The organism is Pedobacter sp. UYEF25 (genome assembly GCF_054061655.1).
This window is the reverse complement of the sequence record NZ_JBSSEL010000008.1, coordinates 110,902-134,800: the sequence shown is the minus strand read 5'-3', so window position 1 is coordinate 134,800 and position 23,899 is coordinate 110,902. Positions and strand designations below refer to the sequence as shown.

Genomic DNA, 23,899 nt, shown 5'->3' with positions numbered 1-23,899 from the left:
TGCGTCGATGTGTTTTTTTTTTAAAATTGAACGCGGTTTTTCTTCTACGCAGGTGAAGATGAGACTACTGCTAAAGTGGGTTTGTATAGTTGCAATGCGGGAGATCGCATGGTGCTTAAAGAAGCTACCTGATATCCATTGACACATGGCTTAAAAAAGCGCTCGAATCTTACTCCTGCACAGAATATCTACAGAATTATAATTTAATTTAGTTCTATGAAAGAAGAAACGGAGACCTTCGATAAGGTTACCAAAACATCATGTTTGCTTCAAAAAGCAAAAACATTTGTCATAAAGTCATTATAAATGGTTGGAGAAGGAATGGGAAGAATAACGATGGCAGCCGCCAATTAAACAAAATTTGATGAGTGAATCATTTTTAACTCAAGAAAACGACAATCAAATTTTACGTCAGATCTCTCTTAAAGATTCGGCAGTGTTTGATAAACTATACAGAGATCAATACAAAAAGCTTTTTTTGCTGTCGTTTGGGTATACGCGCAATCAGCAAATTTCTGAGGAGGTTGTGCACGATGTGTTCATCAAAATTTGGAATCATTCCTCTACCTTAACAATCAATCAATCTTTAAATGGATATTTAGTTAAAGCGACCATAAACACCTCTCTTAATGCGATAAAAAAGACGAAAAGATTAAACGAACAAATAGACGATTACAATACAGAACATTTTATTGGCGCTATTTCTGAAGTTGTAAATGAACGCGCAGAAGCCGCAGAAATGAGGATGCTTTTGCTGGAGGAATCAATCGAAAAGTTGCCGGAACAATGCAGAAAAATACTATTGATGAGTAAATTTCAAAAATTAAAACAACAACAAATAGCCGACGAATTGAAGATTTCCATTAAAACGGTTAAGAATCACTTAACCTATGCATACAAAAAATTGAAGGAGCGGGTAGGAATCGAAGTGCTAATGATCGGGGTAATTTTTTTTTATATAGGACTTTTAAAGTTTTAAGTTGTCTCATAACAAATGGCTGATTTTAATTTAACAAGCGAAGAAATTTTTCATGTCTCCTTAATCCTTGAAGATAAGCAGGGATCAATTTCGCCTGTTGAAGAAAAAGAGTTACAAGAATGGAGGTCGTTAAATGGAGCCAATAATTTATTGTATAAGGAAATATCACATGTGGATACTCAACTTAATCTTTATAGTGTATATCAAAAACTGGATGTAGAGCATTCGCTGTTGCATCTAAATAAAAAGCTAATGCAACATGAGATTAGCCAAAAAGTAAAAGCAAGAAAAAACTTAGTGCTAAAATTTATTGCTATGGCCGCCTGTTTTTTTGTGGTTTGTGCTGCTATTTTCTATGTTAGCTATGGGATGGACAACGTTAAAATAGAAACTTCTGCGCTCGAATCTAAAAGCTTTATTTTGCCCGATAAATCCACCATAACTTTAAATGGCAATACATTGATTACCTATTCCAAAAAAAAATTTGAAAACAACAGGAGTTTAACGTTAATTCGAGGAGAATGTTTTTTAGAAGTTGTTCACAACAAATCTAAACCTTTTACGATCACCTATAAAGATTTAACCATAGCAGACATTGGGACTGCATTTAACATGAAATTGGATAAAAATCAGCTTATTGTTAGCGTAAACGCTGGACGGGTGGAGCTTAAAATTGAAAATAAAAGTTTAATTGATTTGCGCGCTGGTGAAGCTGCCGCATATCTTCCATCCATTAACAAAGTTCAAAAAACCACCATAGACAACCAAAATTACAAGGCATACGTCGATCATAATTTTAATTTCAACAATGCCCCACTTTCTCAAGTGGCGGTTGATCTAACAAGTGCCTTTCATCAGAAAATTGTATTGGTTAATTCTGACCTTAATGCAAAGCGCATTACGGCAGAGTTTAAAAATCAATCGCTAAAAGACATTCTTCAAGTGATATCTAACAGTCTAAATATTCAAACAACAATTAAAAATAAAGTCATTTATTTGAAAGACTAAAAAGCGTCTTCTTTTGGGTAGATTGCTTAAAATTAGCCAGCATAAGTTGACATCTCCAACAAATTTATATTTTACGAGTCTTATTCTAGCAATGGCCTTATTCTTTGTGTCGTTTCATACTCAAGCACAAGAAAATGTTTTAGAAAGAAAAATATCCATCCAGTTCAATGACTTGACAGTCCGCGAAGCCATCCAAAAGCTAAAGACAATCGGCAATGTCTCTTTTGCTTACGAACCCAGCGTCATCCCACCAAAAAAGGTAGCAAATAAAATTTTTGAAACCGAGCGAATAAGTGCCATTCTAAGTTATATTTTGTCTGATACAAATCTTAGTTATGAGTTGGTAGTAAATAATGTAGTTATAAAACTGAAACTTTCCCAAGTTCACACCTTACACGGAATTGTATACGATGAAGAAACAGGCGAAAATTTAATTGGGGCAAAAATCCAGGTAGATGGCCTTACGCAGTTTAGCAATCAATATGGTTATTTTTCTATTTCGCTACATGTAAATAAATATTTGATAGGGTATTCCTACATGGGTTATCAAACAAAGTTTGAGGATTTGCGGCTGGATGAAGATGCGTACAGAAAGATAGGGCTACGTAGAAAGTCTGTAGAATTACAAGAAGTAAACATTGGCATAAATTTAATTTCAAAAGACTCTTTGGAACTAGCAAAATCTATTAAATTACTCGATTCGAAAGCCTTACAGAAGTTGCCTTTCTTTGGTGGTGAAGTTGATTTAATTAAAGCACTACAAACCCAGGCAGGCGTTAAAAATCCATCTGAAGGCAGTTCTGGAATGTCGGTTCGAGGTGGTGGATTAGATCAAAATCTAATACTAGTTGATGAAGCGCCGGTTTACAATCCCTCCCATTTATTTGGCTTAATCTCTATTTTTAATAGTGATGCCATTAAAAGCGTAGATTTTTACAGTGATTTCATTCCCGCTAATTTTGGCGGCAGGCTCTCTTCTGTGGTAGATACCAAGCTTGATGAAGGAAATTTAACAGACTATCATTTAAAAGGTGGCGTTAGTCTGTTATCTGCCAGATTAACAGCGGAGGGACCAATTATAAAAGATAAAAGTTCTTTTTTAATCTCAGCGCGCAGAAGTTTAACAGATTTGTACAACAGCGGTTTTAGCTTTTTTAACGTTAATGCGACCTATTATGATCTTAATTTTAAAAGCAATTATATCTTTAATAATAAAAACCGAATTTATCTCTCTGTTTACCATGGTTTCGATCATTTATTCTCACAAGATAATTTCGCAAATGATTGGACAAATTCCACCTCAACCTTAAGATTTAACCACATTTACAATCCTCGATTGTTTCTTAATTTTTCGGCCATTTATAGCAATTATAGGAATACATTAAGTTTAGGAAATGCGCAAAATTGGCTTACTGGAATTAGAGATATAACTTTTAAAGCCGATTTTACTTTCTTTAACAAACCTGGAAACATTATCGAGTTTGGTGGCGTTGGCACAAGACATCATTTTAAACCTGGAGAGACTTTACCTACCGATGTTACACGAAGTTTAAATAGATTTAGTGCCCTCGAATCGGCCCTGTATTTTAATCAGGATGTGAATTTACTAGAGGCCATTAATTTAAAATATGGCTTTCGATTTGGGTCTTTCAGTACCGCAAAAAAATTCCAAGAAAAAATCGGATATGACACCCCTACCGATTATTTTTATTTGGAGCCAAGGATACAACTGGCTTTAAAACTCTGCAAAAATCAGGTCATTAAATTAACCTATAATAGAAGCGTACAAAACCTACAGCTCATACAAGACAATGAACAGGCTTATTCGTCTTTAGAAACTTGGCTTCCGGCAGGTAAAAACAGTAGTCCGCAAAAATCTGACTATGTCGCCACTTCTTATACTCTTTTAGACAGCATTAAAGGGAAATTTGGCTTAGCTGTTTATTATAGAAGATTCTATCATCTAGCAGATTTATTAGATCACTCCCAAATTATTCAAAACCCAAATTTCGAAAATCAACTTCGATTTGGAACGGGCACTGCATATGGAATAGAATTAACCCTAGAAAAAAAGATAGGAACCGTTTCTGCTGAAGCGATTTACACCTATTCGAGGACGTTTCGTAAAATCGAAGCCATTAACAACGGCCTCCAGTATCCAACAAATTACGACACCCCTAATGATTTAAAAATAAATATAAATTTCCCAATTACTGATAGAGTTGCGTTATCCGCGTTCTTTAATTACCAAACGGGAAGAGCAATCTCGATACCGGTTGGCTTCTATAATTTTCTTGGCTCAAACGTACCCATTTACGAGGGAAAAAATAGTTCTCGTTTTCCTGCTTTTAATAGGTTAGATGTTTCAGCAGTTTTAAATCCTAAGATTAAGCTTATTAAAAACGGCCACCGAAAATTCGAAAGTACTTGGAGATTTGGTGTGTACAACTTATACAATCGCCGAAATCCATTATTTTATAGAATAAATAATACCGAGTCTGACCGAAATATTGGCTTTGAAGAATCATTCTCGGGCATTCTACCAACTTTCTCTTACAGTTTTAAATTCTAATATGAAATTTAAAAAAAGCTTCTTTTTCTTCGTTTTAGTTGGGATGGTCTCTTGTAAAAAGGAGTTGATTAATAGCATTCAATTCCGGAGTCCTTCCCAACAATATGATCTCGTGGTTGAAGGCGGGGTAAATGCTTTAGATTCAAATCAATTTATCAAGCTTTCCAAGCCGGTATTTCAAGTTTCAGACAGCATTGTTCCGATAAATGATGCGCAAATCTTTATAAATGATGTCGCGTTGCATATTACTAATGACCAAGGAATTTATTCCACGAATTTACTCAACAACAAAAACTATAACAGTGTTTATAAGTTGAGGATAGAATTTGGCAACAAAACGTACTATGCAGAAGATTCGCTTAAACAAGTAGCTCCAATAGAACCATCAGAACTGAACATGCGTAAACAGCAAGTTGATGAAAGCACTTTTCTTTCTATTCCGAAACATGTTTTCAATTCCCCAAAGCCAGCAATTTTTTTTTATCAGTTGGCCGGACAGAAGGACTGGTCTGCAGCATTCTTTGGCCCTTCTACATTAAATTTATTCATACATTCTGCTCCACCACCCTATGGATTGTCCCCAGTTTTAGAAAAAAGAACTAACCATCCATATAACGAAGCGGATATGATTACCGTTTACAAGTTTTCCGTCTCTAACGCTTACGAGAAATTTCTCTACCAAACTTTCCAAGAAACAGATTGGAAAAGCTTATTTTCATCCACACCTGGAAGTATAAAAGGAAATATATCTGGAAATGCCCTTGGCTTCTTTAGTTGTTCTGACGGCATTATACAGAAATTTTCTGTTAAGACCTTAACAAAGTAGATATCTTTCTCTTTCTATATAGGTCTTTTTAAATTAAGAATTGTCCTACCAATATATACATTTAAGAAAGACACTTGTATGGCTAACATAACGAAAGTATATGGGTTATTACTCCAATTATATTTCACTCTAGATCATCAACCGAATTAAATTAGCACTCAATCAACTATGGATTTTAATTTCAATACAGATCACGCAACAACAATTCAGTTAATATTTTTTGCCACTATTATTATAAGTCTGTGGCACGCTGAATTGCTTTTTAACACGGAAAATCTAAAAAGCAAGTGGACACATACTCGGGTGAATCTTGGATTTATTGTTACCGCGGTTCTCATCCAATTGCCTCTAACAATTATTCTAATTAAGGTGATGGGATGGACACAAAATCATCACTGGGGTCTGCTTTATCTATTTCCTTTTTCAATGAATTTCCTCGAAAAATTAGTTTTTGGTATCTTAATGCTCGATTTTTTCGAATATTTATATCACGTGATGATGCATAGAGCAAAATATCTTTGGCACTTTCACCTTATTCATCATAGTGATATGAAACTAGATGTCAGTACCACAGTAAGAGAGCATCCCGCAGAGACTTTTTTTAGAGTAATTTCTATGATTTTTGTAATGTACCTCACCGGAGTTACACTCCCTATATTGATTATTAGGCAATTTATTCAAAGCCTTTTTAACATTAGCTCGCACAGTGCTTTCAGTTTACCCGGCAAATTGGAACGGGTTTTGTCTTTTGTTTTTATCACACCCGGGCTGCACAAAGTACATCATCACCATAAACTACCCTATACGGACAGCAATTATGGAGATATTTTATGCATCTGGGACAGAATTTTTGGGACCTACGCTACTTTAGATCAGTCTAAAATTGTGTATGGGCTTGATGTGACGAACCATTTAAAAATATGTCGATTTAATGCCCTGTTGAATTATCCATTCCAACTTAAAAGGACACGAAAACCTGTAATGCCAGAACAGGATGCCCATTTACTTGGATGTCTTAAAGTTGATGTAAAATTGATAAAAATATGAATGTTCCCATAATCGCTTTATTTATTTGCTTTTTCAATTGCCAGGCAACGAACGTAGAAACTAAAAAACCTGCAAATCTCATTTTAGGAAAGTGGATGTCTACCCAGAAGAATCTGATCGTAGAGGTTTACAAAGAAGAAGGTGAATTTAGGGCAAAGGTTTTTTGGTTTAGCGACAAAGACAACACGTCAAAGCCTATGGCTTCGAGGGTTGATTGGAGAAATCCTGATGAACATTTGAGAAAAAGAAAACTGTTGGGAATGGATATTTTAAAAGACCTACAGTACAATTCAGAATCAAAAAGATGGGAAGATGGGCTGATTTACGATCCGCTGACTGGTAGAGAATGGAGTTCTGTGGTTTATTTTGATGATCAGGGAGAATTAAAAGTTAAGGGCTATTGGCACTTTGAATTCATCTCTAAAACGTTAACTTTTAACCGTTTGGCCGGATAATCTTTTTAATAATTTGTTAAGGAACTTTTGGGTTCAACATAAAAAATTCAAAAACAATATAATTTTTATTTCAGCTACGGAATCGCGCAGTTAAATCTCCTGCTCAGTACTATTACATGTCATCACAAAAGGCAATTTTTTTCCAAACTAATGCAACTGTTCGTAAACCACAAATATGGATGACTCTTGCATTTAAGCGCTTTAGAATTAATACCAGAGCGCTTTTGATTTTACTTACTTCGTTAATTGCTTTTGCCCAAATACTACTGCATTTGATAGCTATAAATGCTTATGGTTTTCATGAGGATGAATTGCTTTACATACTTTTAGGAAATCACTTGGCTTGGGGTTACATCGAAACAGGGCCACTAATTGCGGTTGTAGGAGATGTTTCTAAAGCTTTTTTTGGAGATTCATTAATCGCGATGCGCATATTCCCTGCCATATTTGCAGCCGTTATTGTACTTCTAACAGGCATAGTGACTATTAGGTTGGGAGGTAAATATTTAGCGGTGATTATAGCATGTACGGCCGTCGCATTTTCTCCTGCGTTCCTTGCCTCAGGTGCATTGTTTATTCCTCAGGTTTTTGATGAGCTCTTTTGGCTGCTAACCGCTTATCTCGTCGTTTGCTGGATTCAAAAACCAAAAGACAACTACCTCTACGGCCTTGGTGTAGTCATAGGATTAGGCATATTGTTAAAATACACGTTAATTTTGTACGTATTTGGCATTTTACTCGGTATATTATTTACTCCGAAGTTGCGTGGACTATTTAAAACAAAAGCATTCTATCTAGCCATTCTAATTTCCATTATTGTTTTATTGCCCCACTTAGTTTGGCAGTTTGAACATCGATTACCCGCACTTACGCATTACCATGAATTGAAAAAAACGCAACTTAATTACTTGTATCGAATAGATTTTCTGATTCAACAACTCTTAGTAAATGGACCGGCGGTATTTGTTTGGCTTGCTGGTCTAATTTATCTATTCTATTCCAAAAAATTAAAGCAATATCGTTTTTTTGGTATCTCGTTTTTTACCGTTATGATAGTTTTGGCCATTCTTAAAGGAAAACCCTATTATGGTTTCGGCGCATACCCACCATTGTTTGTAACTGGGGCCTTATTTTTGGAAAAATTCCTTAATGTGAAAAATCAAATTATAAAGGCCCTTCTTCTCTTCATATTAATAGTCCCTAATCTTTTGCTTTCTGTTATTGTACTTCCATTATTGCCGATAGAAAACGCAGCAAAGGTTTTTTATTGGGCGCGTTGCCATTTAGGCATCACTTTTACCGTAAGATGGGAAGATCAAAAAATTCACAGCGTAAACCAAAATTATGCAGACATGATTGGCTGGGAAGAACTTGCCCAAAAAACATCTGCGTTGTACAAGACGTTAGCTCCAGCAGAAAAGAAAAAAACAATTATTTATACAGAAAGCTACGGGATAGCATCGGCAATGAGCTATTATGGAAAATATTATCCATTGCCAAAGGTTGTTTCGTTAAACGGTAGTCTAGCACTTTGGGCTCCAAATAATATTGACAATAACCTTGTAATTTACTACCTACCGCCACTTGTCCTTAATCCAGTCAGCGGCATTAACAGATCAAACAAATATGTCATTAATAATCAATTTTCCAGGTTGTTCGGAACGCAAATTTGCATTTCAAAAAATCCTGCAAGTAAAAAAATAGCGCATTTAGCTTATTCCCTGGCAAAGAGTAAGGCGAGATTTTAATCTCAAAAATATTTGCTCTAAGAATGAGTATTTGATAAATTGGAAAATAAGTAGCGCTGGAAAATAAAAATTCAATTAAGCGCCCAAATTTAATGTCTGTGTGTGTGAACGAGTTTATAAAAATTCCTTATTAATTTCATCATACACACCTATCAATTGATTTGATTCCCCTGAATCGTTGAAAACTTTTTCCCACATACTCAAAGGTTCCCAGATGCAAGTTCCCTTCCCTCTTCCGTTAGGCAGATTGAAAGCAATATCATTTACTTCTTTTTTTAATGAGGAATATTCTACCACGATAATATTTTGCTGGTATTTATTCGCGAGGGATGTTAGATTGTCTCTTAAATCCTCTAAAGTTCCATGCCATTTTGGGTAGTAAGACATGCCAATCACATCAAAATTTAAGCCCCTTTCGAGCAGCTGATCAAAAAAGAAATTTGCCTCATCGCGTTGTCCTCCCAGTGCTACATGTAACATAATAGGTATTTTAGGATCAACTTTTTTAACTCCATTGATCCCCGATTGGATCAGTTGCGCCAAACTGTCCAAATGGGAAATATGTCCTTCGGGCCATACAATGCCGTGGTTAATTTCATTTCCAACTTGAACCATATCTGGAGCGGTTCCTTGATTTTTTAGAGATTGAATAACATAAGACGTATATTTTTGTAAAGAATCCTTAAGCACATTAAAGGGAAGATTTTCCCAAGCCTTTGGCTTGTATTGCTTTTCTGGGTCTGCCCAATAATCGCTATAATGAAAATCTAATAACAACTTCATTCCTGCCGCTTTTACCCTCCTTGCCATTTCTTCCGTGTGGATTAAATCACAAAAACCTGCTCCCGGCGAATACCCTTTTTCATTAGATGGATTATTGAAAATTCTTAAACGCACGTAATTAAATCCGTGGCTCTTTAAAATTTCTATCGCATCTTTCTGAACGCCTTTGTCGTAAAACTTCATTCCTCTTGCTTCCAACTGCGGGAGAAATGAAATGTCAGCACCTAACATTTTCGAAATAGGGACGACCTTTTTATTCTTCTCCAAATTAATTACCTGATGTACCGCGCCTGAAATTATGGTATGAATTCCGGTGCTTCCCGTTTGTAATGCGTCAGATTTGGCTTCGAATTTAATAACGCTCTCGGTATTTCCCGCTTGTACAATTACCTGGCATTTGCCGTTAAATAATTTCCTCGACGTAACACCTTTATCAGCCTCATGGCTGCTTGGATCGCCATTTCCAACGCCAATAATCTTTGCATCACCTGTTAAATCAAAAGAAATTAAATTGTCTGCATCTGGCACTTCTCTTCCTTCTTTATCGACAACAGAAATATTAAGTACAGAGACATCCGCTCCATTTGCAAGCATGGTTGTCTTATTAGGCGTTACAACTACTTCAGCAGGCATGCCTGTCGTTTCGACTTTAGCCTCTAACTTTCTTCCTTTTTTAAATGCAATTGCCGACAATGTTCCCGGCTCATACTTTACCAACCACGTTAAGTGTGAGTTTCTAGGCATGTCTTTCTTGCCTAGACTTTTTCCATTTAAGAAAAGCTCTACATTTTCTGCATTTGTATTTACCCAAACCTCTATCAATTTGCCCTCCTTCCCTTTCCAATTCCAATGTGGGGAAATATGTAACACGTCCTTATCTGTCCACCACGATTGATAATAGTAATAGATATTTTTAGGGAAGCCGCAAATATCCATCACTCCAAAATGGGAACTAATGTTTGGCCATTTAAAGGGGGTTGGCTCTCCCCTATAGTCAAACCCAGTCCATATAAAACCGCCCATCCAATAAGGATTTTCCGCGGCTAATTTCCACCAAGTTTCCGCTTTGCTTGCCCACCAAGGTGCTGTAATGTCTTGATCTGGCAGGTAAGCTTTGACGCTATCAATTTCGTATATCCCTCGCGTGGTTACCGTACTACCCATTTCCGTGCCCAACAGGGGTTGGTTTGGATGATCTTTATGATAGTCTGCGACCGCAAATTGTCTATAATTAAAGCCTCGGATCGGTATAACTTCATTTACGCCCGTAAATACGTTTGCCAAATCTGCAGCATAAACCGATGTTCTTGTAGGATCTAATTCCTTTTGCTTTGCCAATAATGTTTCGGCAATTCTTTTCCCAAAGCTGTTTGCTTGAACATAGCCTTCTTCATTTCCTATCGACCATAAAAATATTGAGGGATGATTTCGATCGCGTTTTATTAAACGCTCAAATTGTCCAATATACTCCGGACTGCTGTTTAATAAACGCTGCTCATCTAGTACCAACATTCCCAAACTGTCACAAGCCTCTAATAATTCTGTTGTAGGCGCATTATGGCTTGTGCGATAGGTATTTGCACCCATTTCCTTTAGTAAATGAATTCTGTAATATTGCAGGTAATCTGGCATTGCGCTGCCCACACCAGCATAGTCTTGATGGTTGTTAGTCCCTTGAATTTTTATATGTATGCCGTTCAGAAAAAATCCTTTGTCGCCATCAAAAGCAATTGTTCTTACTCCAAATCTGGTTTTTACGGAATCTATTACTTTCCCACCATCTTTCAGCACTGTTACTACTTTGTATAAGTATGGATCATCTAGTGTCCAAACACGCACCCCTAAAAGATTTATCTCTTGGCTAACGGTTTGTGCACCATTAAAGGCGAGCGTTAGCGTTTTTTCAGCCGACTGAACAAGTTTTTTTCCATTCCTATCTGTCAGGTAAGAGTAAGTCTTGTAAGTGCCTGGTTTCAGTTGCTGATTTTTAACAGTGGTTTCTACGGTAACAGCCGCACTTTTTCCGGTTACTTTTGCATGAACAAAAACTCCGTCATTTGCAATGTGTGCATTGTTAAATTCGTTTAACCAAACATGTCGGTAAATTCCCGCTCCTTCGTAAAACCAACCTTCATATTGCGTGGCGTCTGCACGAACAACCATCACATTCTCCTTTCCAAAATTAATGTAATCGGTAATGTCATAATTCACGCCAACGTATCCACTTTTATTGTTTCCCAGATAAAAACCATTGATCCAAATATTTGCATCTCTAAATATACCATCAAATTGAATTTCAAATCTTTTACCAGAATCTGTTCTTGCGATGATGAATTTTTTGCGATACCAACCAATGCTGGTTTCAGGAAACAAGCCGCCGACAGGCTTATATCCGTGACCCATGACATCTAGATTTTCAGAATTTACAAAAGGGAGTTCAACCGCCCAATCGTGCGGAACATCAATCTTTCGCCAGCTTTTGTCATCAAACTTTGGATCAATAGCAGTTGTTTCAGCTTTACCAGATTTGGAAAAAATATTGGCTATGCCATAATTGAAATCCCTGACAGGATTGGAAGCATTTCCAAGACTAAAGGACCAATCTTTGTCTATCCTAGTGTGTTTTCTAGCATTCACCTGACCATTTGCTGTACTAAAAAGAGCCAGTGAAAAGATTGTTAAACCAAGGTACAATAAACGCTTACACATATAAATTTCTGTTTCGTGATCACTAACGTTGAAAAACTGTGCTGCATTGAGCGACAGTTGCCCACGCTGCCAATTCCAGGCTTTCAATCAATCAAAGATAAAACGAAAACCCCTGTTATTATAATGGTTCGAAATATGAATTATTAAAATCAGTTTAATGCTAGTTTGAGTCGTGGTGTTTTGTAATCGCTCGCCTAAATAAATTCCAGCAAAATAAGACTAAATCGCGGTTAAATAACATATCAATCGGTTCTATTATGGTCTATCTGACCTAAAATAGGTGTACATTAGGTAAAGTTAAGCCTTTGTTTTTTATAGAGAAACGCCCAAACATTAAAGAGTTTTTTTTAATCAAATTTACGGATGACATTTTTCAAGATCATTTTTATCGCCGCTATTGCTTGTCTGGCGCCAAGTGCAAAGAGCGACCATTTAAAAGCCGAGTCGAGTTTTGTACACAACAAAATTTACAACATGGATGGGGTGGTTTATAAATCTTATACAGGTTTGGTAATGGCTGGCTATCAAGGCTGGTTTGCTGCCAATGGCGATGGTTCAGGTAGAGGATGGTATCATTATCAAGGCAGTGGCGGCTTCTTTCCCGGAACCACCAACGTAGATTTTTGGCCAGACATTACTGAATATGCCAAAAAATATAAATCACCTTTCAAATTTGCCAACGGTTCTGATGCCTATCTCTACAGTCCTTACGATGAGGACAGTGTAGATCTTCACTTTAAATGGATGAAGGAATATGGCATTGACGGCGTACATATGCAACGATTTATTGCAGAGATTAAATCTTCGAATGTTGCGGGGAAGAGGCATTTTAATAAGGTGTTGGCCAACGCTCTAAAAGCAGCAAAGAAATATGGTCGGGCAATTAGCATCATGTACGATCTTAGTGGGTGCTCTAGTGCAGATGTTGCTTATTTGGAACAAGATTGGAATGAGGTACAACGTCTTTTTAAGCTCTTCGACAGCAAAGAGAACCCAACCTATTTGTATCACAATGGTAAACCGTTGGTATCTATTTGGGGAGTTGGCTTTAACGACAACAGGCAATACTCTATTTCTGATGTGAGCAAACTCGTTACAATCCTTAAAGGTCCTTTTAATAAAGTTGCCATCATGCTCGGTGTGCCATATTATTGGAGATCATTGGGAAAGGACACTGAAAAATCTCTGCAGCTTCATGAACTGATAAAAAAAGTCGATTTGGTGATGCCTTGGGCCGTGGGAAGATTCAATTCGACAAATTACAATGAACATATAGTTTACGACGATATCGAATGGTGCAAGGCCAATAAAATAGATTATATCCCGCTGGTATTTCCTGGTTTTTCTTGGGGTAATATGCACAAAGATGCCAGTCTGTATTCCCAGATTCCTCGTTTAAAAGGAGATTTTTTATGGCAGCAAATTGCAGGTGCAAAAAATGCAGGTGCAAAATCATTATATGTGGCCATGTTTGATGAAATTGATGAAGGTACGGCCATCTTTAAAACAACTCTTAAAAAGGATACACCTTTAAACGGAGATGAAGGTTTGAAGTTTGTGGGAATTGACGATGATCTCGCTTCAGATTATTATCTTTGGCTTACTGGCCAAGGTGCCAATTGGTTTCATGGAGCAAATGGGTTTACGAACGTCAAGCCAAAAAGATAGCAAAGACATAAATGTCTTTAGATGAAATAAATAAATGATGTTAACAGAAATTTGAGTAATTCAGTATTGCGCGAAAGCAGCTTATAACAGCACGCTTGAAAAAATGCGAATAAAGGTCACTCGTTGCTATTTTCTATAGATGGGTGAGAACGACAGAATTGCGAATTAAAATACTAACCAAACATACAAATGAAATCAAATAAATTATGGGCATTAGGAATTCTCAGCCTATCTACGCTTATTTATACGTGTAAAGTATCTCAAAATACTTTAAAACGAGATGCTTCTGGCCGAATAATAGTTGATAAAAAGCCTTTGTCTGCTTATTTAACGCCCAAAGAAAGTATGAAGACCATCCACCTTGCTAAAGGTTATCACCTGGAACTTGTGGCTAGCGAGCCGATGATCCATGAACCGGTAGCTATCGCGTGGGACGGGAATGGTAGAATGTATGTTGCAGAAATGAATACTTACATGCAGGATGCCGAAGGCACAGGAGAAATGAAACCTCTTTGCACAATTAAAAGGCTCGAGGATACAAATGGAGACGGAGTAATGGACAAATCGGTCGTATTTCTCGATAAGCTGGTATTGCCACGAATGATTCTTCCATTAGACGATCGGCTTCTCGTCGCAGAAACATTCGACAATAGCATTTATAGCTATCGTGATACCAACGGCGACGGCGTAGCAGATGAAAAGAAAATGGTATTTAAAAATGAATCTGCAAATACAAATAACCTTGAACATCAACGAAGCGGCCTAGTGTGGAACATTGACAATAAAATGTATGTAACCGTAGAAAATGTGCGTTATAAACTTGACAACGATAAGTTGAAACCAGAATATTTACATGATGGCCCTGGAGGTCAATGGGGTTTGACTTACGATAGTTATGGTCGACTATTTTTCTCTGCCGCTGGCGGCGAAGCTCCAGCATTGAATTTTCAACAAAATCCTGCGTTCGGGAATCTGGATATTGGAGGGCAATACGATGATGAGTTCCAGGCGGTATGGCCAATTATTTCTACCCCTGATGTGCAGGGTGGCTTAGGTAGGTTAAGGCCCGACAGCACTTTAAACCATTTCACCGCTTGTACTGGGCAGTCTATTTTTAGAGGAAATTCTCTCCCCGAAGACCTAAAAGGAGATTTACTTATTTGCGAACCAGTGGGCAGATTGATCCGACGTGCTAAAGTTATTGATACAGATAGCAAAATAACGCTTAGAAACGCTTATGAAAAAGAAGAGTTCATCGCCTCTACAGATATGAATTTCAGACCTGTAAATACCGCAACCGGCCCGGACGGATGTGTATATATTGTAGACATGTACCGCGGAATTATTCAGGAAGGAAACTGGACAAGGAAAGGAACCTACCTGCGCAGTCAGATTGATCAAAAGAAGCTTAACGAAAATGTTGGTAGAGGACGTATTTATAGATTGGTTTATGACGGGATAAAACGTGATAAGACAACACCGAAAATGTTGGATTTACCGAGTGGAAAACTTGTTCAATACTTATCGCACTCAAACGGTTGGTGGCGAGATAATGCACAGAAAATTTTGGTGATAAGGGGCGATAAATCTGTCGTACCTGCATTAAAGCTATTGGCCTTAAATTCTCCGTTAAAACTCGCTCGCATTCATGCCTTATGGACCATGAATGGACTTAATGCATTAGACAGGACCACACTTTTAGCTGCATTGAGCGATAAAGATGCTGAGGTAAGAAAGACCGCATTATGGATCTGCGAAGAGCCTTTAAGAAACGGAGACTTGACACTAGTTCAGGCAGTTGAGCCCCTAAAAAACGACCCTAGTGCCGACGTGCGTCTGCAACTCGGCCTATCTTTAAGATTTAATAATTCTGACAACGCACATCGAATTATAAAGGAAATTATTGACACACACCCGAACGACCAAGTACTTGTTGAATCTCAAAAAAAATACCAAAGGCAAATGGATGAAAAAGAAATTGCCGAAAAAAATACCAAGATAATGGTTGTAGCCGATCAAAAGTTAATAAAAAATGGGGCAACTATATTTAAACAACTGTGTGCCACCTGCCACGGCGCAGAAGGAAAAGGTGTAATCAATGGAGGAAAAGATATGCCCGCTCCGGCTTTGGCATCGAATAAAGATATAAATGGAGATCCAGAAAAATTAATTCGTATTTTACTTCATGGATTATCCGGGCCTGTTAATGGAAATAACTATGCAGATGTCATGCCTGCGCTTGGTGCCAATACCGACGAATATATTGCTTCTGTGATAAGCTTTATCCGCAACGATATGGGAAATAAAGCTTCTACTGTAAAGATTGCTGACGTGAAAAAGGTAAGAGAGCAAACTGCTAATAGAACTAAAAATTGGACATGGACGGAGCTTAACACACTGAATTAAAATAGAGCCTCGGCTTATTTCTCACGGTGAAATAAACCATCTTAAGCGTTTTTGCACACTGCTACATTATAATACAACCTTGTCTAAAGATTTAGAGAGAAATTTGACCGATTGCTAATTACCTTAACCAACTTTGTAGAAGTTACTTGCCAAAATAGAAAGCGTTTTGAACACAGAAATTTGCACAGATAATTATCCCATTAAATGATCTATCTATTTTTTTATTCCCGTTAACACAAAGATTTAACTATTCGGGGGAATCTTCCTCAAATTAAAATAACTCACAGGACTCACTAACAACGGGATTTTTTCCACTCTGGTTTCACTGGTGTCAAGACCAAAAGCTTTGGCGTCAGATTGACCCAGCTTACGTATTGCAAAATAGCTCCTCAGAATAAAACCCTCGCGAGCATTAAACTCGTTTTCATAGGACAGGAATTTCTCCAAGATCACAAACTGGAAGTCAGCAGCCAAATGATATTTTTGAAGCGATGGATACCGACTAATAATATTTAGATTCTCATTCGCTACCAATTCCTGCACAACTTTCCTAAACAAAACATTAATACGTGGCTGCACTCGAAATCCTATTCGAAACTCCACACGGATTACTTTATCATATTCTAGTTCTTCTACACTGTAATCCATAGTGAAAGGTTCATCGGTGCGTTCGATATGAATGAACCAATAAACATCAGCTCGTTTTGGTTTCCGGCTGAAAATGGAGTAAATAATTTTTTGCTCAATCTGTTTGCTATTATTGGCTTTGGTGAGGTAAATTAGGTGCGTTGCAAATTTAGATACAGTAGTGTCGGCACTAAGGTCATGGAGCATAGGAATCTTTTCCTTTAGATCGACGAAAGTCAAGAATCGGTTATTGATTTTTCTGGATCGAAACCAGATGTACATCGTAAAGATCAATCCTACTTCAAATACCAGAAAGAAAAGTCTTTTTACAATCTTCACGGAATTAGCTATAAAGAAGGAAAACTCCACCGTTAGGAATATGCACAAAATAATGACCACTATCCATAAGGGCCAATGCTTTACATAGCGCATAAAATAGAACATTAAAAGCGTCGTTGACAGCATTGCTATCGTAATGGAAAATCCATAAGCCGCTGTCATATTTTCCGCAGTGCGGAAGTATAAACTAACCGCTATGCAGCCAATGCATAAGAACCAGTTAATACTGGGAATATAAATTTGCCCGCGAACGTTTGAGGTAAATTTAATGTCGATACGTGGCCAAAAGTTCATACTTACCGCCTCACTGATGAGCGTAAATGAACCGCTGATGAGCGCCTGGCTCGCTATGATTGTTGCCATCGTAGCGATACATACCGCAGGGATGAGGAAACCATGCGGCACTATAGCGAAGAACGGATTTATATTAACATCTGCTTTAGATTGCGACAGCACCCATGCCGCTTGCCCAAGGTAATTTAGCATGAGCGCAGTTTTAACAAATATCCATGTGATTTGTATATTCTTACGGCCACAATGTCCAAGGTCGGAATAAAGGGCTTCCGCACCAGTAGTACATAGAAATACTGCACCTAATAACCAAAATCCATTAGGGTGTTGAACCAGCAGGTCAAAACCGTAAACCGGGTTTAATGCTTTGATAATTGAAGGATAATGTGCGACCTGTACAATTCCAAGTCCACCAAGCATTAAAAACCAGACGAGCATAACAGGTCCAAAAGCAGCTCCTATCACGTTAGTCCCAAATTGCTGAAAGAAAAACAACAAAATTAAAATTGCGATCACGATCACCAGAATAACGTCATGTCCGGGAATCATGATTTTTGACAAAGCTGGTACTAAAGCCAAACCTTCAATAGCCGAGGTGACCGATATGGGCGGCGTGATGATGCCGTCTGCGAGAAGCGTACCAGCGCCAATAATTGCAGGAATAGCCAGCCATTTCCCGTATCTACGAACAAGTGCGTACAAAGAAAAGATACCACCTTCGCCACGGTTATCAGCTTGTAGCGTGATAAATATATATTTAAAAGTTGTCTGTAACGTCAGCGTCCAGAAGATACAGGACACTGCACCCAATACCATAAACTGGTTGGCAGCGCCGCCTTCCTTCAAGATGGTTTGCAAGGTATATAGAGGGGAAGTACCGATATCGCCAAAAATAATACCAAGGGTGATCAACACGCCTCCGGCGGAGAGTTTTTTAAGATGGGAATTCATAATTAATGCGGACGCTTGCGGTACATCAAACGTATAATAATAAGATCGGTAAATATATGAAAACTACCACATCATTGTTTCTTAAAAAACAGGGGTATCCCCAAGTTTTTTAGCGATTAAGAAGAATTTTACATTATTATAATGATCTTGATGTACAAGCGTTTAAGACAGTTCAAAGGGAACAAATTTAAAATGTGCATTAGTGACGCTCAGCAAATTTAAAATTTACAGAGATCTACGAATTAGGTATGGCAAGGAGCAATCTGGTATTGTAAATTGTTAACGGCAAGGTCGACGAAATTGCGTGGACCAAAATATTGTGCCATAGTTAAAATGTAATTTCTAAGTATTTAAATGAGAAAAGTAAAACAGAGTGATGGATGGAAGAGAAATCCTAATAAAAAAAGGGGGTTTGTCAGATTTTATAGGTTAAACTCAATGAGCTTTTATTGATACCTATTTATAAATTGGCCCATTGTTAATTTCCTATTAGAAATTAACAATGGGCCAATTACATTTTTCCTATTTAATGGGCTACTGCTACAACCGCTGTCTTTTTTTGCCAGAAAAACAGTATCGTAAACAACACAATTAGTATTAAAGGGAAAGTAAGCATTTTTAGCAACGTATCTTGTCCTGCTGCAAGCTCCAATTGTCCACCGGTTAAGCCAGCTGCTGATCCTGCTGCTCTAGAAGCGTCAATCCATCCCCCAATAATCGGCTGAAATATTGCGGTAGAAAACATCCCCACACCACCTACAATAGACATCCCAAGTGCGCCACTGGTGGGCACACGCTGAGCGACAGCACCGACCATAACAGGCCAGAAATAGCATACTCCCAACGCAAAGATTACGGTAGCGACATAGGCAAGGGGTCCGGTTACAACGCTAAACATATAAATTCCAACAGCAGCCAAAATGGCCGAGCCTAGTAGCACTCCCGTTTGGCCAAGCGACCTTACCACTGGGCCAGCAAAGAATCTTCCTACCGCCATTAACCCACTCGTTAATGCAAGGATTAACATTGGGCTAGCGCCGCTATTACTCATAATGACACTCACCCATTGATTAGGGCCAAATTCTGTAATTGCAGTGAGCGCCATACAGATAAATAGAAAGATATAGAGCGGCTTGAGCATTGCTTTGAAATTTCCTCCGATTGAAATACTTCCTTCTTCTCGAGGGGTTACAAACGTTTTACCGTAGAACAAACCGGCATAAATAACTGTTGGAACCATAGTTACCCACATCTGAGCTTGCCAACCTAGTCCAAAATCAGTCATAAATTTAGAAATCAAGGCGCCGATGAGTATTCCGCCGGGAAACCACATGTGAAATCGACTCAACATTTTGTTCATTTTGGAACCTGCATATGCATCTGCAATCATGGGGTTACAAGCCGCTTCAGTGCATCCATTACCAAAGCCAATAAACAATGTAGACACAAGCAAACCGATGTATCCGCCGGCGAAAATAGTTAGTATTATACCAATTGTGTGCGCTACAAATGCAGCCTGCATGATAATTTTAGGACCGACGGAGTGGTATACAAGTCCGCCGATAATCATAGAAATAGGAAATCCTAAAAAAAACATCAGGTTAATAAATCCAAGTTGTTCTGCGGTCAAGTTAAATTGTTCGCCAAGTTGAGGCAGAATCCCCGCCCGGATAGAAAATGTAAAGGCGGTGGTAATAACGGCAAAACAGCTTCCGTTAAATAAGGCGCTTTTGTTAATCGGTTTAGTCATAATTTAAGAGTTATTTGGTTTTTAGTGTGTTAATGGTTTAATAATTGTTGATTATTTTTGGTAAGATTTTGGCTTCATTTATTGGCCAATAAAGGTATAGGATTTACCAGCAGTCGTATTAAAATCATAAAGTATCGTCTCCTTAAGTGAGGGCGCTGTTAAGTTTGCTTTTTTAGAAACGATCGGTGTACGTATTTGGTCGATTTGAAAAAATGGGTTTGTGTTGTCTCCTTCTGCGTTCCTTAACAAGCTTCCTTTTAAAGCATTGGGAACCCGCAGGCGGCAATTTCCTCCTAGTTTAGATTTAATGGTAACTTTATGAAGGCTGCCATTTTTCCAGACAATCTTTTCGATTACAAATCCTCCAGGCGCCCTTAAACCGGAAATGCTGCCGTTCTTCCATTCATCGGGCATAGCCGGCAATAAATCGATCGAGCCGTCGTGGGCTTGCAATAACATCTCCGTAATCCCTGCAGTACATCCAAAATTTCCGTCTATTTGAAAGGGCGGATGAGCGTCGAACAAATTGGGGTAAGTTCCGCCGCCACTGTTTTCTCCTCCTTTATTTATCCCGGTAGGTGTAAGTTGATTTCTGATAAGCTTGTAAGCATGATTCCCGTCCCTTAGCCTTGCCCAAAGGTTTACTTTCCAACCCATAGACCAACCTGTAGAAACATCTCCTCTTTGTACGAGTGAGTTATGCGCAGCTTGGAATAAAATGGGAGTTGTAAAAGGAGAGATTTGATTGGCAGGATACAAACCAAAAAGGTGCGATACATGTCGGTGTTTATCATTGGGATTATCGAGATCTTGCATCCATTCCTGCAACTGACCATATTGACCTACCTGCATGGGTGCCAGCTTATCTCGCATCACTTTAATTTTCGCAACCAGATCTTTATCGGTATTTAACGCTTCAGCTGCTTTAACTGTATTCGAGAACAAATCGAAAACTAGTTGATTGTCCATTGTGGCGCCCGCCGAAATAGACTTTCCCGCCCGAATGCTTGGTGCGTTTTCTGGCGACATGGATGGTGATACTACCATCCATTTATGAATCGGCTCTTCCACTAAAAAATCTAGATAAAATTCTGCAGCTCCTTTTAAGGCAGGGTAAACTGTTGCCAAATATGTTGTATCTCCACTGTACAAATATTTCTCCCATACATGCCTACTTAGCCAAGCACCACCCATTGGCCACATAGCAGAGTAAATCCCATCGACCGGTCCGGTAATTCGCCACAAATCCGTATTGTGATGTGCAACCCAACCGCTGGAGCCATACATTTCTTTCGCTGTTTGTCTGCCTGTTTGAGAAAGATCTTTCACCATTTCTATCAATGGATTGTGCATTTCTGTCAGGTTGGTTTCTTCAGCTGGCCAATAATTCATCTCTGTATTTATGTTTATTGTATACTTACTTCCCCAAGGCGGATTCATTTTGTTGTTCCATATGCCTTGTAAGTTCGCAGGCTGTCCGCCAGGTTGAGAGGAAGAAATAAGCAAATATCGACCAAACTGATAATATAGGGCCACTAATTGCGGATCATTGCCATCTGCAAAATCCTTAAGCCTTGAATCCGTTGCGTTTTTTACTGAATCGGTTTCCCCTAAATCAATTTTTACCCGGTTAAAGTATGATTGATAACTACTTATGTGTTTTTTTAGCAGCTTGGAATAACTCTTTTTTAAAACATTAGTCAGATACTGTTCTGAGCGGCTTTTCTCATCCGCACTGATGTCCTTGTAATTAACAAAATTAGTGGCAATTGAGATGTATATCGTCACACTATTTGCGTTAGTGACACTGATATGATCTCCAGAAATTAAAACTTGTCCTCCCTCATTCTTGATTTTTACGATGGCATTAAATTTAACTTTTCCGGGAACATTTTCTCTGTCGCTACCGGTACCAGATAAATAAATTTCATTTTTATTTTTTGTTTCTACCGAGCTTTTATGTTCGCTGTGCATCGATGCCGAAAAACTTAAGCTTTTTCTTTTACTCGCAGTTAGCCTAATAATTATAGCCTGATCAGGTACGGATGAAAAAGCGGTTCGTTTATACGTGACACCATTAACCACGTAGGAACTTGTTGCTACTGCGGTAGCTAAATTTAGCTCACGATAGTAATCTGAAAAATGCTCATGACCCAAAAATTTTAGATCAAGATCGCCAACCGGCTGATAAGCCATTCCGTTGTTTTTTTTAGATTGGATGGCCCGTTCGGCAAGTGCACTTGCTTCCTCATACTTATCTTCGAAAATAAATTTCCTTATTTTCGGTAGCGCCGCAAGGCCGTCGGGATTATCGTTTCTATTTGGGCTTCCACTCCACAAGGTTGATTCATTTAAGCTAATTTTTTCATTTGCTGTGTTTCCGTAAATCATAGCGGCCAACCTCCCGTTTCCAATTGGAAGTGCAGATTCCCAAACACTTCCTGCCGGAGCTTTATACCATAATTTGAGGTCTTTTTCTTGTGAAAATGCAGATATACCGACGATAGTTAGCACCAAACAAAACGCAGAAATGGTTTTCAGATTTTTAGGCATTGTTTCTATCAGATATTTGGTTTTTTTGTGCTGTTCCGCTTTCCTTAAAAAATGGAAATTATTAAAAAAAATTAAGATATGGTTAATTTTTGAAATTATTACGTTTTTTTGCTGCCTGCAAAATCTTAAAAGCTCAACAATTCTTTTTTTCGCTCGATAATAACTGCCACCAAAAAAGATATACAATTCCCAATAAAATCTCTTAATCGAAATTCTTTTATTTCTCAATTTTTTTTGCTTACTCCGATTTGAAGTCACAAACACGCTTATTTTCCACATTTTAAGTTATTGGCATGCAGTAAACGAATTTGGAGTTAAGCTAAGTGAATAATAAAACCATAGTTAACGTCTAAATTCTATCTTTACGAAATGGATATTATTTCGCGTGAGGATTTTACTAAAGCTACAGGAACAGTTAGATTCCCTTCTTTGGTAACTTTTTTGATGAAATCTATTAAGATTGACGCGTTAAACCAGATGATGGCAGCAGCAGGAGAACTTAAGGGCATAGATTTTGCCAGGTTCGTATTTGCATTTTTAAAGATAAAGATAGATCTAGATCCCGAGGAACTCGAAAATATACCAAAAACTGGTGCGTTTATCATTGTGGCCAACCATCCTTACGGTGCCGTTGAATCACTCGCACTAATGGAACTTCTGTTAACTTATCGACCGGACACCTTATTTATGGGTAATTTTCTTTTAAAAAGATTGCCACATCTTGCTGATCACATTATTGCTGTGAATCCTTTTGAAAATATCAGGCACAGCTCGAGCGTAAGCGGCCTAAAAATGACTTTGTGTAAGCTTCGATCCGGTACTCCAGTAGCAATATTTCCTGCCGGTGAAGTATCTGCATTCGACCTAAAAACCTTAAAAGTGACGGATCGAAAATGGCATCCAGTAGTGGGTAAACTTATTGCCAAAGCCGCCGTACCTGTCTTGCCAATTTATTTTCATGGGCATAACGGTTTTGCCTTCAGCCTATTGAGGTTCATTCATCCGTCGCTTCAAACAGCCATGCTGCCCGCAGAACTATTTAATAAAAGAAATCAAACTATAAAAATTAGCATAGGGAAACTTCAAGGAACAAAAACTTTTCCAATGGCGTATCAAGATCCAGAACTGCTTCAGGTATTGCGTAAAAAGACCTATTGTTTGGCAGATAGATGCGTTGATTAAACCTG

At 38.1% G+C, this 23,899-nt stretch carries 14 protein-coding genes; 10 read left to right on the top strand and 4 right to left on the bottom strand.

Annotation, left to right across the window (positions count from 1 at the left end):
• Positions 1-364: 364 nt before the first annotated feature.
• The 7 genes from ACVWYG_RS09635 (at position 365) to ACVWYG_RS09605 (ending at position 8,635) form a co-directional block, all read left to right on the top strand.
• Complete coding sequence (locus ACVWYG_RS09635) at positions 365-979, top strand: RNA polymerase sigma factor (RefSeq protein WP_457269986.1); 615 nt, start codon at positions 365-367, stop codon at positions 977-979.
• Positions 980-994: 15 nt separating this feature from the next.
• Positions 995-1,987, top strand: coding sequence for a FecR family protein (locus ACVWYG_RS09630; RefSeq protein ID WP_457269985.1), 993 nt, complete (start codon positions 995-997; stop codon positions 1,985-1,987).
• A 91-nt stretch (positions 1,988-2,078) separates the two neighbouring features.
• Positions 2,079-4,559 carry a TonB-dependent receptor gene (locus tag ACVWYG_RS09625; protein ID WP_457269984.1) on the top strand — a complete coding sequence of 827 codons (2,481 nt, stop codon included), beginning with the start codon at positions 2,079-2,081 and terminating at the stop codon, positions 4,557-4,559.
• A 1-nt stretch (position 4,560) separates the two neighbouring features.
• Complete coding sequence (locus ACVWYG_RS09620; RefSeq protein WP_457269983.1) at positions 4,561-5,385, top strand: hypothetical protein; 825 nt, start codon at positions 4,561-4,563, stop codon at positions 5,383-5,385.
• A 168-nt stretch (positions 5,386-5,553) separates the two neighbouring features.
• Positions 5,554-6,432, top strand: a complete 879-nt coding sequence (locus ACVWYG_RS09615) for a sterol desaturase family protein (protein WP_457269982.1) — start codon at positions 5,554-5,556, stop codon at positions 6,430-6,432.
• A complete protein-coding gene (locus ACVWYG_RS09610; protein WP_457269981.1) occupies positions 6,429-6,887 on the top strand; it encodes a DUF2147 domain-containing protein in 459 nt (152 codons plus the stop codon). The genes ACVWYG_RS09615 and ACVWYG_RS09610 overlap by 4 nt, the downstream gene beginning before the upstream one ends.
• 116 nt (positions 6,888-7,003) lie before the next feature.
• Positions 7,004-8,635, top strand: coding sequence for a glycosyltransferase family 39 protein (locus tag ACVWYG_RS09605; RefSeq protein ID WP_457269980.1), 1,632 nt, complete (start codon positions 7,004-7,006; stop codon positions 8,633-8,635).
• Positions 8,636-8,749: 114 nt separating this feature from the next.
• On the opposite strand, the gene galA is transcribed toward ACVWYG_RS09605, so the two are convergent.
• Positions 8,750-12,214: a beta-galactosidase GalA gene (gene galA, locus ACVWYG_RS09600; protein WP_457269979.1), complete on the bottom strand. Its 3,465-nt coding sequence runs from the start codon at positions 12,212-12,214 to the stop codon at positions 8,750-8,752.
• 276 nt (positions 12,215-12,490) lie between these two features.
• Here galA and ACVWYG_RS09595 point away from each other — a divergent pair, with 276 nt between their 5' ends.
• Both ACVWYG_RS09595 and ACVWYG_RS09590 read left to right on the top strand, forming a co-directional pair.
• The gene (locus ACVWYG_RS09595) at positions 12,491-13,795 is read left to right on the top strand and encodes a glycoside hydrolase family 71/99-like protein (RefSeq protein ID WP_457269978.1); all 1,305 of its coding nucleotides are present in this window, start codon (positions 12,491-12,493) and stop codon (positions 13,793-13,795) included.
• A 189-nt stretch (positions 13,796-13,984) separates the two neighbouring features.
• Positions 13,985-16,201, top strand: a complete 2,217-nt coding sequence (locus ACVWYG_RS09590; RefSeq protein WP_457269977.1) for a DUF7133 domain-containing protein — start codon at positions 13,985-13,987, stop codon at positions 16,199-16,201.
• Between the two features lie 243 nt (positions 16,202-16,444).
• On the opposite strand, the gene ACVWYG_RS09585 is transcribed toward ACVWYG_RS09590, so the two are convergent.
• From ACVWYG_RS09585 to ACVWYG_RS09575, 3 genes are all read right to left on the bottom strand, one after another.
• On the bottom strand, positions 16,445-18,409 hold the full coding sequence (locus tag ACVWYG_RS09585) for a KUP/HAK/KT family potassium transporter (protein ID WP_457269976.1): 1,965 nt from the start codon (positions 18,407-18,409) through the stop codon (positions 16,445-16,447).
• 526 nt (positions 18,410-18,935) lie between these two features.
• Positions 18,936-20,159: an MFS transporter gene (locus tag ACVWYG_RS09580; RefSeq protein ID WP_457269975.1), complete on the bottom strand. Its 1,224-nt coding sequence runs from the start codon at positions 20,157-20,159 to the stop codon at positions 18,936-18,938.
• 78 nt (positions 20,160-20,237) lie between these two features.
• The gene (locus tag ACVWYG_RS09575; protein WP_457269974.1) at positions 20,238-22,712 is read right to left on the bottom strand and encodes a glycoside hydrolase family 95 protein; all 2,475 of its coding nucleotides are present in this window, start codon (positions 22,710-22,712) and stop codon (positions 20,238-20,240) included.
• A 369-nt stretch (positions 22,713-23,081) separates the two neighbouring features.
• Here ACVWYG_RS09575 and ACVWYG_RS09570 point away from each other — a divergent pair, with 369 nt between their 5' ends.
• The gene (locus tag ACVWYG_RS09570; RefSeq protein ID WP_457269973.1) at positions 23,082-23,894 is read left to right on the top strand and encodes a lysophospholipid acyltransferase family protein; all 813 of its coding nucleotides are present in this window, start codon (positions 23,082-23,084) and stop codon (positions 23,892-23,894) included.
• Positions 23,895-23,899 lie beyond the last annotated feature (5 nt).

Coding starts and splice junctions, on each gene's coding strand:
- ACVWYG_RS09590 (WP_457269977.1), top strand. CDS start 13,985: ATGAAATCAAATAAATTATGGGCATTAGGAATTCTCAGCCTATCTACG.
- ACVWYG_RS09630 (WP_457269985.1), top strand. CDS start 995: ATGGCTGATTTTAATTTAACAAGCGAAGAAATTTTTCATGTCTCCTTA.
- ACVWYG_RS09585 (WP_457269976.1), bottom strand. CDS start 18,409: ATGAATTCCCATCTTAAAAAACTCTCCGCCGGAGGCGTGTTGATCACC.
- ACVWYG_RS09575 (WP_457269974.1), bottom strand. CDS start 22,712: ATGCCTAAAAATCTGAAAACCATTTCTGCGTTTTGTTTGGTGCTAACT.
- ACVWYG_RS09570 (WP_457269973.1), top strand. CDS start 23,082: ATGGATATTATTTCGCGTGAGGATTTTACTAAAGCTACAGGAACAGTT.
- ACVWYG_RS09625 (WP_457269984.1), top strand. CDS start 2,079: ATGGCCTTATTCTTTGTGTCGTTTCATACTCAAGCACAAGAAAATGTT.
- ACVWYG_RS09595 (WP_457269978.1), top strand. CDS start 12,491: ATGACATTTTTCAAGATCATTTTTATCGCCGCTATTGCTTGTCTGGCG.
- ACVWYG_RS09610 (WP_457269981.1), top strand. CDS start 6,429: ATGAATGTTCCCATAATCGCTTTATTTATTTGCTTTTTCAATTGCCAG.
- ACVWYG_RS09635 (WP_457269986.1), top strand. CDS start 365: ATGAGTGAATCATTTTTAACTCAAGAAAACGACAATCAAATTTTACGT.
- ACVWYG_RS09580 (WP_457269975.1), bottom strand. CDS start 20,159: ATGACTAAACCGATTAACAAAAGCGCCTTATTTAACGGAAGCTGTTTT.
- ACVWYG_RS09605 (WP_457269980.1), top strand. CDS start 7,004: ATGTCATCACAAAAGGCAATTTTTTTCCAAACTAATGCAACTGTTCGT.
- ACVWYG_RS09615 (WP_457269982.1), top strand. CDS start 5,554: ATGGATTTTAATTTCAATACAGATCACGCAACAACAATTCAGTTAATA.
- ACVWYG_RS09620 (WP_457269983.1), top strand. CDS start 4,561: ATGAAATTTAAAAAAAGCTTCTTTTTCTTCGTTTTAGTTGGGATGGTC.